This window comes from Ruegeria sp. BHSA118 (assembly GCF_059613405.1).
Genome location: NZ_JBXWSM010000039.1, coordinates 1 through 14,074 on the forward strand (window position 1 = coordinate 1; position 14,074 = coordinate 14,074).

The following is a 14,074-nucleotide window of genomic DNA, read 5'->3' on the forward strand; positions in this document are numbered from 1 at the left end:
GATGCGCCGGTCGAACCGTCAAAAACCTGCTTGGTGACATAACCGCCGGTTGACAGGTTCTGCCCTGCAACGGTGATCGACGATGCGGTCACGGCCCCGGTATTGTCACGATCCAACGACGCCAGAACCGAAGCGGAACCGGCAGAGCCGTCAACCAGGTTCAGGCCATTGAACTGCGCTGCGCTGACAACGGACGCGATCTGATCTTTCAGAGCAGTCACGTCATCATTGATTTTGCCTCGATCAACGTTGTCTTCCTGCGCCGCGACGATCTTGCCCTTCATCTGGGTCAGCAGATCAGTGACGGTTTCTGCGGCATTCCGTGCAACGGCGACGGTCGATTCACCAAGCGCGAGGCTGTCCTTGATGGCGTTGAAACCTTTGACGTCCGACTCCATCACTTTGGAAATCGCCCATACTGCCGAGTTGTCCTTGGCCGTTGCGACATCCTTGCCGGTCGAGATCGCGTTCTGGGTCATTGCCAGGTTCTTGTTGACCGACTTGAGGGTTTGCAGCGCAACCATCGCGCCATTGTTTGTCAGAATGCTGGACATAGCTTTCATCCTTTTCCGTTCGGGCCATTTTGCCCATGTTCACCCCGCACTATTTACGGGCATTGGTGTCTTTCTGACCTGTGCGACGCGCCGCGTGGCCGTTCGCGCCACCTGTTGATCTCAGGTGCAACACCACTTTTGAACCCGATCCCCTAACGGAGTGCTAAAGCGCCCGACCCAGAAATTTCGGATTTGAATCAAACTTCTGTCTATGCCCGCTTTTCCAGCTTTGCCGTGCTGCGCACCGCAAATTCACTTCGCTGTCCGTCCGCACCATAGGTGCTGAATTCCTGCCGAACGCGCCGCAATTCAGCCATTCGGCTGGCGACCGCCCGGATGCCTTCAGCCGCGCTGTTCAACAGCGCCTGATTGCGCTCTGCTTTCTGTTGAACGCGAATCAGTGCCTCGCTTTCCAGCACCTGAAGACCATTGATTGCCCCGATCAGCTTTTCTTTTTCAGGCACCATGCTGGACAAACGGTCCAGATCCCCCTGCACAAGTGCGGCACGTTCCAGATCCAGGATTTCTTCCAAAGACTTGATCAACACTTTGTCGGCCTTAGACGTCATCGGTTTTCTCCATCAGTGACTTGAACAGAATTTCGGAAAGGCCCACGCCACCGGACCGGGCCAGTTGCTGCGCCTGATGTTGAACAAGCATCGAAGAAAACTGATCCTCACCGGCGCCACCACCAAAGGACTGGCGAGTCTTTCCCAACCCGGCAGATTTCAGCATTTCGGCCAGAAACGCGGCCTCCAGCTCTATGGCGGCGTTTTTCAGCCGGGTCTGGGGTGACTGTGATTGAGATACGTGAGGAAGGGTGGAAACCTTCATGGCATTCTCCGAATTTGCGTCGAACTTTCTCGATCAAAGGTGAAAGCGGTTAAAATAAACGTAACTTCCTACAGGCAGTGTTCCGACCAGTCACACGGAGCCGGAGCAAAATGCCCAACCCCCTAACGCTGGCGAACGCAACGCCGACCACACCCGAGAAAGCCGTCACATCTCGTAAGGCTCCGAGCCAAAACGCTGGCTCGAAGAGCTTTCAGGATGTCCTCGGGCAAGAGGTTGGTACCACCGGCCACCCTGAAGGCGAAAACGCTGCCATCAGTGCCGAGCTGAAAATTGTCGAAGCAGAGCCCGAACCTGTGGCCCAGACAACGGCCGAGGCATCTGCAACGGCCCATCCCCCCCCGATTTCAGAACACACCGGCGAACAGCAAACCACTTCTGCAATCCTGGAAACCACGGACTTGGACGAGGCAACGATGGTGCCGGTTCAAATTGCGGAGGCAAATCAAACCCCCTTGGAAATACCGGAACAAACACTGGTGTTGGTACCAAAAGATTTGCCCACACAAAGCGACACGCCTTCCCCGGTTCCGGCGCTCTCGCAGAAGGCGCAGGGTCCGACGCCCCGACCTGTGCAAGTGACAGCCATGACCGAAGCCGGCCAGATGTTTGATCAGCTTGCAAAGCCCAAAGGCACGGTCGAACAAACGGGGGCCGTCCCCCTTCCGCTGGGCCCTGAAAAAAAGCCGTTGCCCGATGTGAACATTCTGACGCCCAAACCGTCAGCTCCTGACCGGACGCCCTCGGTGGCGCAGCTTCAGCTGATGGCAACTGCCGTTGAATCCGAACCGGTGGCACCCGTAGTCGAAGCTGAGGCCCTGCCTGCCGCCAGAGAGGAACCTTTGCCGCTGACTTCGCGTGAGTCCGTGCTGCAACTCACGGCTCCGTCCACTGCCGCCCGAGCGGAAATCGCCCGGGCGATCGCTGGTCAGCTGTCAGCAGCGGTCCAGACGCGTACCGGATCAGGAGCAACGGAAATAGCGCTGAATCCGGAAGAGCTTGGGCGTGTGTCGATTGTTCTGAACGGTCGGGAGGACGGCCTGCAAATCACCATTGCGACCGAACGCCCGGAAACCCTCGATTTAATGCGACGTCATTTGTCCGTTCTGACAGAAGAGTTTCAGAAGCTGGGTTATGGGGATCTGAGCTTTGATCTGGGGACCTCTTGGGGTTCTGGCGCACATCAAAAGGATGCAAACGACGCTGACACACAATCCCCTTCACATTTGGAAGCCGCGCCGCATGAACGGATCGATCACACAACTTCCCACACACAGTATCTGGCCTCGGGCCGGGGCATCGACATGAGGTTCTGACCAATGATTACGCCTGTCAACACCACGCAGCCCGGCGCGGATCAACAAAAGGCCGGGGCATCTCAGAAATCCGCGATTACGTCGGATTTTGAGACATTCTTGCTGATGCTAACGGCGCAGGCAAAGAATCAGGATCCGCTGGAGCCGATGGATTCGACCGAGTATGCGTCTCAGTTGGCGCAGTTCTCGATGGTCGAACAACAAGTCCAGACCAATGACCTCTTGTCCACCCTGGCCAATGCATTGGGCGGCACAAAACTGAACGAGCTTGCAAGCTGGGTGGGAATGGACGTCCGTTCGACATCAGCCTTTCACTTTGCCGGCCAGCCCGTGACATTGTTTGCCCAGGCCGATCCTGATGCGGACGCGACGAAATTGGTGATCCGCGACAGTGACGGCACGGTGATCGATAATGTCACCGTGCCCACGACAACCGAGGAGTTTGTTTGGGCCGGAGTGGATTCTTCAGGCAATCCATTGGCTTCAGGCAACTACACCGCAACCCTTGAAAGCTACAAGGGCGACAAGTTGCTCTCTGAAAAACCTGTCGCCGCCTACAATCGCGTTGTCGAAGCACAGGTTGGCGACGATGCTGTTTTGCTGACCTTGCAGGGCGGTCAGGTGATTCCCGCAACTCAGGTCACCGCAGTCCGAACTGGTGCTTGATCTGTCGGGCGGGACGGGCCAAACCTTGGCAAATCGACTCGCCATAAGAAGTGATGGAACCTCTGCCCGACCTGCCTGCCCCCCCTCGTGATCTGGTTGACCATCTCTACGCCCAAGGATTGGTCAACGCGCATCCTCTGTTCGAGACCTTGTACGGCGGGCGCACCAACAGGGTGTGGAAGGTCAAGGGCCGCGACAGTGACAAGGTCCTGAAACTCTACAGCACAGCGTTGCGCAATCCTTTGTTTCGCAATGATGCAGAGTTGGAGGCCCAATGCCTGAAGGCGCTTGGCGCCGCGGGTTTCGTGCCAAGGCTGCGGGCCACAGGGCAATATAACGAAGCCCATTGGGTGTTTTACGACCACGCCCCCGGGGCACCCTGGCGGCAGAATTCAGCCCTGGTTGGCACCTTGCTGCGCAAGCTTCATACCCTGCCCATTGCCATCCAGGCGCCAGCCGGATGCAACGGCAGCGCAGATTTGCGCGCTCATGGAAACAGTATTCTGCAAGGCTGTACGTCAAACGGGCGCGACAAACTCGCCGATTTGCAACCTTCGAATTCGGTCGCACCCACAGAACGGACGTGCCTGATCCATGGCGACCCCGTGGCAGGCAATATCCTGGTGGCGACCGGTGGTCTGACCTTGATCGACTGGCAATGCCCGGCTCTGGGCGATCCCTGCGAAGATCTTGCGCTGTTTTTGTCGCCTGCAATGCAGCAACTTTACCGAGGCTCACCGCTGTCGAAGAAAGAGGAAGACCAGTTTCTTTCGGCCTACGGCAGGCCCGATATCGTCGCGCGCTACGAACAGCTCAGGCCATGGTATGCGTGGCGCATGGCGACGTATTGCCTTTGGCGCGCTGAAAATGGTGCGCCCGATTACGCGACAGGGTTGAACTTGGAAACCGAAATTCTGTAACGTCCCGCTTCATCGCAGGTCGGCCAGCGCCAGCATGGCGTAGGCTGGCGGCATGAGCACACGGCGCCAGCGACCCAAAGGAAACCGACCCGGTGTTTGCGTCATCACGGCCGGCAGCCTGGCGTCCTGCCCCAGAACCAACCGCGCCAATGCTCGACCGCAATACGTGCCCATGGCGACGCCATTGCCGTGATATGCAAAACCGGCAAACATCCCCGGTTGATCCGGAACGGGGCCGACAAAAGGTGTCAGGGCCCGCGACAGGCACACCAAACCGGACCAGATATGAGTGGCCTCGACCGTCGACCAAGCAGGAAACATATGTTTGAAATCCTGCTGAACCTTTCGCCGAATGGCCGCTTCAGCCTCGGCCGATGACCGCAGACCGCCCCTCATACCAAACAGAAAGCGCCCGTCCGGCATCAGGCGGAAATAGTGCAGCAGATTGCGCGTATCATAGCACATCTGATCCGATGTCCATCCCTGTGCCATCTGCTCGGTTCGACCAAGGGGTCGCGTTACCATGACGGTCGACTGAGCAGGCATGTATCGTCCGGACATCCAGGCCGGGATATCCTCGCTGGAATAACCGTTGGTGCACACCAACACCGCCTGCGCTTTGACTGGCCCGCTCTGCGTTTGCAACACAAAGCCGGACGCCGTTTTTTCAACGCTCAGAACCGGGGAATTCCGGAACAGATGCGCGCCCATTGCTTTGGCGGCTCTGGCAATCCCAAACAGGTATTTGCGGGGATTCAACGCGAAACCAACCGGCGAAGTGTATCCACCATGAAACGCGCCACCCATGCCCTTCGCGGGCAGGTCTCTGGCTTCGTGCAGGGTTCCCGTCTCGTCGGCATGTCGGCGCAGCATGTCCATCGCCCGCCTGGAATGCGCCAGCTGGGTTTCCCCGCTGGAGTGGGTATCCGCATCGATCTGATATTGCGCCAACAGATCGGCGACCAGTCGGACCGCTTCCTGTTCCGTTGCCGCATAGCCCAAGGCAGCATCGCGGCCAAATCGCCGTTGCATGGATGCATGTCCAAGTTTTGAGCCGCCAAGACAGCAAAACCCGCCATTTCGGCCCGAGGCACCCCACCCCGGTGCGCCGGCTTCGAACACCGCAACCGAAGCATTTTCAGCCAAATGTAGAGCAGCCGAAACGCCTGTAAATCCGCCACCAATGATGGCCACATCTACGTGCATGTCGCCCTGGAACTCTGGCCAATCCGGGCTGGCAACAGTTTCGTCCCACCAACAGCCGTCCCGAGGTTCGCCGCCATAGGCGTAGTCTGGAAAAATCCTCTTCATTCGGTGCGCGCGGCAGCCATTTCATCCTGCTGCTGACGTACCATCGCGCGTTTGGTCACAAGCGAGGCCGTGATTACCCCGACCGTCACCACAGCGATCATGATCGTCGACAACGCGTTGATTTCCGGACTGACACCAAGGCGCACGGCCGAGAATATCTTGATCGGCAATGTCGTCGCCGACGGCCCCGAAGTGAAGGATGCAATCACCAGATCGTCAAGTGACAAGGTGAAGGCCAGCAACCAGCCCGAGATTACCGCAGGTGCGATGATCGGCAGGGTGACAAGACGGAAGGCTTGCGCGGGCGAGCATCCAAGGTCCAGCGCTGCCTCTTCCAGCGACCGATCAAAGGTGATGAGGCGCGAGGATACGACAACGGAAACGAAACACATCGAAAAGGTCGTATGCGCCAGAACGATGGTCAGAATACCTCGATCCAGGCCGATGCCGATAAACAGCAAAAGCAGCGACAGGCCGGTGATCACTTCGGGCATGACCAGCGGTGCATAGATCATGCCGGAAAACAGTGTCCGGCCAAAGAACCGCCCGCTGCGGACCAGTACATAAGCGGCGGCCGTTCCCAGAATTGTCGCCAACGTCGACGAAAACACCGCGACCCGGATCGTGACCCAGGCGGCATCAAGGAACGCTTCGTTCCGAAGCAGCTCTCCGTACCATTTTGTCGAGAACCCGGCCCAGACCGTGACCAGCTTGCTTTCGTTGAAGCTGAAGACGATCAGGATGATCATCGGGATGTACAGAAACGCAAAGCCCAGCGTCAGCGAAACCGTGTTGAACCAGCTCAATCTGTTCATCCCTCTGCCTCCGCCTGTTTCTGCTGGTTGCGCTGGAACAGCACGATGGGAATGACGAGGATCAGCAGCAGCACGATGGCCACCGCACTTGCAACCGGCCAGTCACGGTTCGAAAAGAACTCTTCCCACAGAACCTTGCCGATCATCAGCGTACCGGAACCACCCAGAAGGGATGGGATCACGAACTCACCGATCACGGGGATCATCACCAGGAAACACCCTGCAATGATACCGGGTTTGGACAGCGGGATGGTCACCAGCCAGAAGGCCTGAAAACGGGAACACCCCAGATCCTCGGCTGCCTCGATCAGCGAGCCATCCATGCGTTCCAACGCCGAGTAGATGGGCAGGATCATGAAGGGCAGATAGGTGTAAACGATGCCGATATAGACAGCGGTCGAGGTGTTCAAAATCGTCAGCGGGGTCGAAATGATGCCTGTCCACAGCAAGATCTGATTGAGGTACCCTTCGTTCGACAGAATGCCCATCCAGGCGTAAACCCGGATCAGGAACGAGGTCCAGAAGGGCAGGATAACCAACATCATCAGCGTCGGTCGCCATTCCTGAGGCGCGCGGGCCATCCCGTAGGCAATAGGGTAGCCCACCAGCAGTGTCAGGAATGTCGAAATCAAAGCGATCTTGACGCTGGAAAGGTAGGCTTTCCAATACAGATCATCCTCAGTCAGCCAGACAAAGTTTTCAAGATCAAGCTGGCTGAAGAACTCTTTGACCCCCGCCCAACCGGCTGAAAGGTCCAAAGTCGGGGTATAGGGCGGGATGGCAAGTGCCGTGTCCGACAGCGATATCTTCAGAACGATGAAGAATGGCACCAGAAACAGTGCCAGCAACCAGACATAAGGGATGGCGATTAGAACAGCGCGGCGCATCAGTTCGCCAGCAAAACCGCAGCCGTCGCTGTCCACGACAGCCAGACCGGGTCTTCCCAAGTGAACGAACGGCGCGAGATACGGCGGGTGTTGGCCGTCTGCGCCTTGATGATTGTGCCGTTTGCAAGTTCAACGTGATAGGTGGACAGATTGCCCAGATAGGCAATGTCGTGAACCTTGCCCTGCACGGCGTTGACCGCATCGGCGGGCCGTTCGGCAGAGATCGTCACTTTCTCGGGGCGGATCGCCAGATGACACAACTGACCGTTTTCAAAGTTTTTTGCTGACGCGGCGGTCAGCGGCGCTTGTCCTTCGGCCCAGTCTACCTGATAGGTATCCTCTCCGACAGATGTCGCGCGCCCTTCAATGATGTTCACGTCCCCGATGAAATCAGCGACATAGAGCGAGGCAGGATTCTCATAAATCCGGTCCGGAGTGGAAACCTGCATAAGCTGACCCTGATCCATCACCGCAACACGGCTGGCGACTGTCATGGCCTCTTCCTGATCATGCGTAACGATCACGAATGTGGTGCCGGTTTTCTCCTGAATATCCATCAGTTCGAATTGGGTATCCTGGCGCAATTTCTTGTCCAGCGCGCCCAGCGGTTCATCCAGCAGCAAAAGCTTGGGCGCTTTGGCAAGCGAACGCGCCAGCGCCACACGCTGCCTCTGCCCGCCCGAAATCTGATGCGGTTTGCGGCGGGCGAATTTTTCCAGCCGGGTCAGGCGCAGCATTTCTTCGACCCGGTCTTCCAGATCGTGTTTGGGCATTCTGTCCCGGCGCAGTCCAAAGGCGATGTTTTCCCTGACGCTGAGATGCGGAAAAAGGGCGTAGGACTGGAACATCATGTTTACGGCCCGCTTGTTTGGCGGGATCGGGTCGATATCCTTCCCCCCAAGCAGGATTTGGCCTTCGGTCGGTGTTTCGAACCCGGCCAGCATCCGCATCATTGTCGTTTTGCCACATCCCGACGGACCAAGCAGGGCAAAGAACTCTCGCTCGAAAATATCCAGAGACAGGTTGTCGATGGCAGTAAATTCACCAAAACGCTTGGTCACGTTTCGGAATTGGATCAAGGGTTTCGCCTGCGGGTCATCCCATGGCGCAAAGACGTCAGAATTCACTACGGCCCTCGTTCGAATAGCTGGAAAGAGAGGCAAGGCGGCGGCGCCGCCCTGCCGGTGCAATTCGGATCAGGTGCCCGATTTGACCTTGGTCCACAGACGCGTCACGACCCGCTGTGTTTTCGCGGGGTACGGAGTCGTGATGTACAGGTTCTGCATCGTGGCATCATCCGGGTAGATGGCCGGATCGCCGATCACGTCTTCCTCAAGAAACTCCTGAGACGCCTTGTTGCCGTTGGCATAGTACACATAGTTGGACGCAGCAGCCATGTTGTTGGCATCCAGAATGAAATTCAGGAATTTGTGCGCACCTTCCGGGTTCGGCGCGTCGGCAGGGATTGCCATCTGGTCGAACCACATCAATGACCCCTCCGCGAACGGGTGGTATTCGATGTTCACACCGTTGTCGGCTTCGGCCGCGCGGTCCCGCGCCTGCAAAATATCACCGGACCAACCCACGGCTACGCAAATGTCGCCATTTGCCAGCGCGTTGATGTATTCCGAACTGTGAAACTTCTGGATGTAGGGGCGAACGCTTGTCAGAACGTCTTCGACCTTCTTGATCACTTCCGGGTCATGGCTGTCGGGGTCTTCACCGATGTACTGCAAGGTCATCGGTATCATTTCGGCAGGCGCATCAAGCAAGTGAACGCCACACGAGGCCAACTTTTCCATATTTTCTGGCTTCAGAACCAAATCCATGCTGTTCAGGGCCACGTCGTCACCCAAGACTTCCCTGACCTTGTCGACGTTCACGCCGATGCCCGTCGTTCCCCACATGTAGTTGATCGAGTAGGCATTGTTCGGATCATACCCTGCGGTACGCTCCTGAATCACGTCCCACAAATTTTCCGCGTTCGGCAACTTGGCCATGTCCAGTTCCTGAAACGCGCCCGCCTGAATCTGGCGTTGCAGGAATGTACCCGACGGCACCACCACATCGTATCCCGAGCCACCGGCCAGCATCTTGGTTTCCAGAACCTCATTGCTGTCGAACACATCGTAAATCAGTGTCAGACCGGTTTCTTCCTCGAATTTGCTTAGCAATTCTTCGTCGATATAGTCGGACCAGTTGTAAACACGCACCTCTTCGGCGAATGCCGCCGAAGTCCCCAATGCGATGACCGCTGTCATGGTCAGCGTTTTGATTGTCATATTCTTCTCCCTGCAAGTGTACGGCTATTTTCCCGTTTTTTTGGATTTGATCAAGTTTTGCGTTTTTCCTCGATCCAGCGTATGGTTTCACGAGGTCTGTCACCTGACAAGTCAGGGTTAGTCGAAATGGGAAGAACCAATTGGATTTGATCAAAAATAAGGCATCTGCGTCGACAATCGACAAAGGGAAACAGCCCGCGCATGAGCAGGTTTATCAAACGCTCAGATCACAGATCCTGTTCGGCGAATTGGTTCCGGGCCAGCCTGTCACGATCCAGGGCCTGACTGATTCGCTGGGTGTTGGCATGACACCGGTGCGCGAAGCCATCCGCCGGTTGATCTCGGACGGGGCATTGGTGTTCCAAGGCAATCGGCGTGTAAGTGTGCCGCTGCTGTCCCCGGGCGATATCCAGGAAATGATCTTTGCCAGAACCTCAATAGAATCAGAGCTTTCAAGGCGCGCGACGTCGAATTTGCAAGCCGAGGACATCGATCATCTTGAGCGGCTCGATACCCATTTGGACCGTATGATCGCCGACGGGGATGTGGGCGGTTATCTGCGTCTGAACCAGGCGTTCCACGAAACGCTGTACTCTTATGCGAACGCACCGATTCTCAGCGATCTCGCCGAAAGGCTTTGGTTGCGGTTCGGCCCTTCGCTGCGTGTCGTGTGTGGTCGATTCGGGACTCAAAGCCTGCCGGATCGACACAAGGATATCATTTCCGCCTTGCGCGAAGGCGACCCCGAAAAAGCGGCAAAGGCAACGGCTCAGGACATTGAGCAAGGCATGGAATTGATGTCGGACGCCCTGACTTCGGCTTAACTCAGCCTGATTCGATTGACAGCGATGAATTTGATCATATTGTGATCCGCAACTGCGTTCTTGTAGGAGATTCTCCGATGTCCACCATAACCAACCATATGCCGACCGCCGAATTGCAGGCGCTGGATGCGGCGCATCACATCCATCCTTTCTCGGCCAATGGTGCGCTGGGGCAGGAAGGGGCCCGCGTGATTACACGCGCCAGCGGGGTTTACCTGACCGACAGCGAAGGTGAGGAAATTCTGGACGCAATGGCAGGTCTTTGGTGCGTCAATATCGGTTATGGCCGCGATGAGCTGGCCGATGTCGCGGCGCGTCAGATGCGCGAACTGCCCTATTACAACACCTTCTTCAAGACGACCCATGTGCCGGCAATCGCACTGGCGGCCAAAATCGCCGAACTGGCACCTGGTAATCTGAACCATGTCTTTTTCGCGGCTGGCGGGTCCGAGGCAAACGACACCAATATCCGCCTCGTGCGCACATACTGGGCCGAGAAGGGGCAGCCGGACAAAAATATCATCATCAGCAGAAAAAACGCGTATCACGGGTCTTCCGTCGGGTCGGCTTCGCTGGGTGGTATGGCAGGCATGCATGCGCAGGGCGGCATTCCGATCCCGAACATTCACCACATCAACCAACCGAACTGGTGGGCCGAAGGCGGCGACATGTCGCCCGAGGAATTCGGCCTGGCCCGTGCGCGCGAGCTGGAAGACGCCATACAGGAGCTGGGCGAGGACCGTGTCGCGGCCTTCATCGCCGAGCCGGTTCAGGGTGCAGGCGGCGTGATCGTGGCGCCCGATACCTACTGGCCGGAAATTCAGCGCATCTGCGACAAATATGATATCCTGTTGATTGCAGACGAGGTGATCTGTGGGTTCGGCCGAACCGGCAACTGGTTCGGATCGCAAACCGTGGGCATCAAACCGCATATCATGACCATCGCCAAGGGGCTCAGCTCGGGCTATGCGCCGATCGGCGGGTCCATCGTGAATGACGAGATCGCCGAAGTGATCGGCGGCACGGAATTCAACCACGGGTACACCTATTCCGGCCACCCTGTCGCCGCTGCTGTGGCGCTTGAGAACCTGCGCATTTTGGAAGAAGAGAAGATCGTCGAGCATGTGCGCGATGTTGCCGCCCCCTATCTGAAAAAGAAATGGGAGGCCCTGGTCGATCACCCGCTGGTGGGCGAGGCGAAGATCGTCGGCATGATGGCCTCCATCGCTCTGACACCCGACAAAGCCAGCCGCGCCAAGTTCGCGTCCGAGCCCGGCACGGTCGGCTATATCTGCCGCGACCGCTGTTTTGCCAACAATCTGATCATGCGCCATGTGGGCGACCGTATGATCATCTCGCCGCCGCTGATCCTGACTCCGGCGGATATCGACGAGATGTTCGTGCGGATTTACAAGTCGCTGGACGAAGCACAGGCGGAAATCATCGCTCAGGGGCTGATGAAAGCCGCATCCTGAGATCAAAAAAGGCTTCTTTAAAGGGGCGGCCCGTCTGGGTCGCCTCTTATCGTTCACCGCAGCCGCTCCAATAGATTCGCAGTTGGATAGCCGTCCGGCACCAAGCCCTGCGCCATTTGGTAAGCGCGAACCGCATTGATGGTGTTCGGCCCTGTGCGCCCATCGATACCTTTTGTATCGAAACCCGCATCGGTCAGGCGGGTTTGCAGCTCTTTCTTTTCTGTGAAGCTCAGCGCCCGCTCACCTCGGGGCCAGTCGGACTGAAACGGTTCGCCACCCGCTAGCCGGTCGGACAGGTGTCCGATACCGATCACATAAGCGTCGGCCCCGTTATAGGCCTCGATCACGCTGAAATTGTCGAAAATCATCAACGCCACGCCTTGCCCGCCCGCCGGAAGCAGGATCGAAGCCTCTCCGTGATCCGGGACGGCCTGGCCGCTCCGGGCCACCACACCCCGCGCGGCCCATGCGGACGGCAACAACGCAAAATCCCGCCGGGCTGCCGCATAGTCGAAATCGGCGGGCAAGCGCACCTCGACGCCCCAGGGCTGCCCTTTTTTCCAACCGTGCCGCGCCAGATAGGACGCGGCCGAGGCCAGCGCATCCGTCGGATCATCCGACCAGATGTCACGCCGTCCATCGCCATCGAAATCAACTGCGTGATCCAGATACGAAGTTGGCATGAATTGCGTGTGCCCCATTGCGCCTGCCCAGCTGCCCAGCATGTTTTTGGCGCTGACATCGCCCGCCTGCACGATCCTCAGCGCGGCGATCAACTGCGTTTCAAAGAACTGCGCCCGCCGCGCATCAAAGGCCAGCGTCGCCAAAGAACTCAGCGTCCGGTTGCTGCCACGATAAGAGCCGAATGATGTTTCCAGCCCCCAGATTGCCGTGACCACTTCCTTTTCAACGCCGTATTCGGCCTCGATTTGCTGCAAAACCTGCCGATGTTGCTGCATGGCGGCACGACCGTTGGAAACGCGCGTGTCCGAGACGGCCGAATCCAGATACTCCCAGATCGGTTTCGAAAATTCAGCCTGATTGCGGTCTCGTTTCAGGATGTCCTCGTCAAAGATCATGTCCGAGAACACCTTGTTCAACGTTCTTTCCGATATGCCCTGCTGCTTCGCGCGCTCGTGAAACGCGCCGAGCCAGGCCTGAAACCGCGCAGTCACGGCCGCGGACACCCGCAAAGCCTCAACCGTCGGGCGCGGCACCGGACGGATCGAAACCGTCACATCCGCCGAGGCCAGCTGTATCGTTTCGCCGGGCCCTGCTCTGTCTGGCCAAGTCGTATTTTCTGATGTGTCCGCCTGCACCATGGATGCCCACAATGCGACGGTCATGACGCCGCCTACGCATTTTTGCATTCCGATTTTTCCTGATTACTGCTCGACCTCAGAGTAACGCAGAATCGGCTATTCACAAAGTCTCAGGCGTCCTCATCGCGTTCTTGCGCGTCGCGCGCTGCGCGGATTTGCGCCAAAACCTCGCGCAGCATGGGCACACGGCGCGGTCTAAAGCTTTGATCTGTCACAGACATGTCCTGCATGCGATCCAACCGGAAGACGCGAAAATCCTGTCTCAGGTGGCACCAGCCGAGCAGCACATTTGATCGATCCATATAGACGATGCTCAGCGGGTTGACCTGCCTTTGTGTGGCATCGCCTTTTGCGTCCGTATACGAGAACTCGATCGCACGTTCGTCCCACGTCGCCTGCCGCAAAATGGCCACGTCGATTGTCGGCGCGGGCGGACGATTGAACCGCGTTGCCGCCAGAACCGCATGGCTCAGCCGATGGGACTGACGCTGTGGCAATCGCCCCTGCAATTTCCGCAGGGCGGCACTGGCTGCATCTGACAAGGCCGGATCCCCAATCACCTGAACTTCGCGCAGGCCAAGAACCAGGGCCTCAAGCTCGTCATCAGTGAAACCCAATGGCGGCAATGTCGCATCTTCGATCAGGGTGAACCCAAACCCTGCCTCACCGTCGATAACGGCCCCCAGACCACGCAGCGCGTCAATATCCCTGTGTATCGTTCTGGCAGAAACACCCAGATCCTGCGCCAGTTGTTCAGACGTTCTGGGCGATGGGCCAGAACGCAGGGCTTGCATCAGTTGGAACAATCGGGCGGTGCGGGACATGATGAACCCTAACCTATCCCTAATGA

Annotated in this window: 15 protein-coding genes; 5 read left to right on the top strand and 10 right to left on the bottom strand. The window is 57.6% G+C overall.

The window, feature by feature from the left end:
* From AC2FNN_RS12910 to AC2FNN_RS12920, 3 genes are all read right to left on the bottom strand, one after another.
* A partial coding sequence (locus AC2FNN_RS12910) for a flagellin N-terminal helical domain-containing protein (RefSeq protein WP_496758972.1) occupies positions 1-554 on the bottom strand: 554 nt, incomplete at its 3' end.
* Positions 555-763: 209 nt separating this feature from the next.
* Positions 764-1,123, bottom strand: coding sequence for a flagellar biosynthesis protein FlgN (locus tag AC2FNN_RS12915; RefSeq protein ID WP_496758973.1), 360 nt, complete (start codon positions 1,121-1,123; stop codon positions 764-766).
* Positions 1,113-1,388, bottom strand: a complete 276-nt coding sequence (locus AC2FNN_RS12920; RefSeq protein ID WP_171230574.1) for a rod-binding protein — start codon at positions 1,386-1,388, stop codon at positions 1,113-1,115. Before AC2FNN_RS12920 ends, AC2FNN_RS12915 begins: the two co-directional genes overlap by 11 nt.
* Before the next feature lie 110 nt (positions 1,389-1,498).
* Between AC2FNN_RS12920 and fliK the strand changes: the two genes are divergently transcribed.
* The 3 genes from fliK to AC2FNN_RS12935 are packed head-to-tail and all read left to right on the top strand — an operon-like array spanning position 1,499 to position 4,308.
* Positions 1,499-2,722, top strand: coding sequence for a flagellar hook-length control protein FliK (fliK, locus tag AC2FNN_RS12925; RefSeq protein ID WP_496758974.1), 1,224 nt, complete (start codon positions 1,499-1,501; stop codon positions 2,720-2,722).
* 3 nt (positions 2,723-2,725) lie between these two features.
* Positions 2,726-3,388 (top strand): flagellar hook capping FlgD N-terminal domain-containing protein, encoded by a 663-nt coding sequence (locus AC2FNN_RS12930; RefSeq protein WP_496758975.1) that lies wholly within the window; start codon positions 2,726-2,728, stop codon positions 3,386-3,388.
* A 53-nt stretch (positions 3,389-3,441) separates the two neighbouring features.
* Positions 3,442-4,308, top strand: coding sequence for a phosphotransferase (locus AC2FNN_RS12935; protein ID WP_496758976.1), 867 nt, complete (start codon positions 3,442-3,444; stop codon positions 4,306-4,308).
* Positions 4,309-4,317: 9 nt separating this feature from the next.
* Here AC2FNN_RS12935 and AC2FNN_RS12940 read toward each other — a convergent pair whose 3' ends face one another.
* From AC2FNN_RS12940 to AC2FNN_RS12960, 5 genes are all read right to left on the bottom strand, one after another.
* Positions 4,318-5,619 carry an NAD(P)/FAD-dependent oxidoreductase gene (locus AC2FNN_RS12940; RefSeq protein WP_496758977.1) on the bottom strand — a complete coding sequence of 434 codons (1,302 nt, stop codon included), beginning with the start codon at positions 5,617-5,619 and terminating at the stop codon, positions 4,318-4,320.
* A complete protein-coding gene (locus tag AC2FNN_RS12945; RefSeq protein WP_152459300.1) occupies positions 5,616-6,434 on the bottom strand; it encodes an ABC transporter permease in 819 nt (272 codons plus the stop codon). The genes AC2FNN_RS12940 and AC2FNN_RS12945 overlap by 4 nt, the downstream gene beginning before the upstream one ends.
* Positions 6,431-7,321 (bottom strand): ABC transporter permease subunit, encoded by an 891-nt coding sequence (locus AC2FNN_RS12950; RefSeq protein WP_496758978.1) that lies wholly within the window; start codon positions 7,319-7,321, stop codon positions 6,431-6,433. Before AC2FNN_RS12950 ends, AC2FNN_RS12945 begins: the two co-directional genes overlap by 4 nt.
* Entirely contained in the window at positions 7,321-8,448 is a 1,128-nt protein-coding gene (locus tag AC2FNN_RS12955) for an ABC transporter ATP-binding protein (RefSeq protein WP_496758979.1), read from the bottom strand. The genes AC2FNN_RS12950 and AC2FNN_RS12955 overlap by 1 nt, the downstream gene beginning before the upstream one ends.
* Positions 8,449-8,517: 69 nt before the next feature.
* Entirely contained in the window at positions 8,518-9,603 is a 1,086-nt protein-coding gene (locus tag AC2FNN_RS12960) for a polyamine ABC transporter substrate-binding protein (protein WP_496758980.1), read from the bottom strand.
* A gap of 140 nt (positions 9,604-9,743) precedes the next feature.
* Here AC2FNN_RS12960 and AC2FNN_RS12965 point away from each other — a divergent pair, with 140 nt between their 5' ends.
* Both AC2FNN_RS12965 and AC2FNN_RS12970 read left to right on the top strand, forming a co-directional pair.
* Positions 9,744-10,427, top strand: a complete 684-nt coding sequence (locus tag AC2FNN_RS12965; RefSeq protein WP_496758981.1) for a GntR family transcriptional regulator — start codon at positions 9,744-9,746, stop codon at positions 10,425-10,427.
* A gap of 77 nt (positions 10,428-10,504) precedes the next feature.
* Positions 10,505-11,902 (top strand): aspartate aminotransferase family protein, encoded by a 1,398-nt coding sequence (locus AC2FNN_RS12970; RefSeq protein WP_496758982.1) that lies wholly within the window; start codon positions 10,505-10,507, stop codon positions 11,900-11,902.
* 53 nt (positions 11,903-11,955) lie between these two features.
* On the opposite strand, the gene AC2FNN_RS12975 is transcribed toward AC2FNN_RS12970, so the two are convergent.
* Together AC2FNN_RS12975 and AC2FNN_RS12980 are read right to left on the bottom strand one after the other, a co-directional pair.
* The gene (locus AC2FNN_RS12975; protein ID WP_496758983.1) at positions 11,956-13,272 is read right to left on the bottom strand and encodes a lytic murein transglycosylase; all 1,317 of its coding nucleotides are present in this window, start codon (positions 13,270-13,272) and stop codon (positions 11,956-11,958) included.
* Positions 13,273-13,334: 62 nt separating this feature from the next.
* A complete protein-coding gene (locus AC2FNN_RS12980; RefSeq protein ID WP_496758984.1) occupies positions 13,335-14,048 on the bottom strand; it encodes a helix-turn-helix transcriptional regulator in 714 nt (237 codons plus the stop codon).
* Positions 14,049-14,074: the final 26 nt, after the last annotated feature.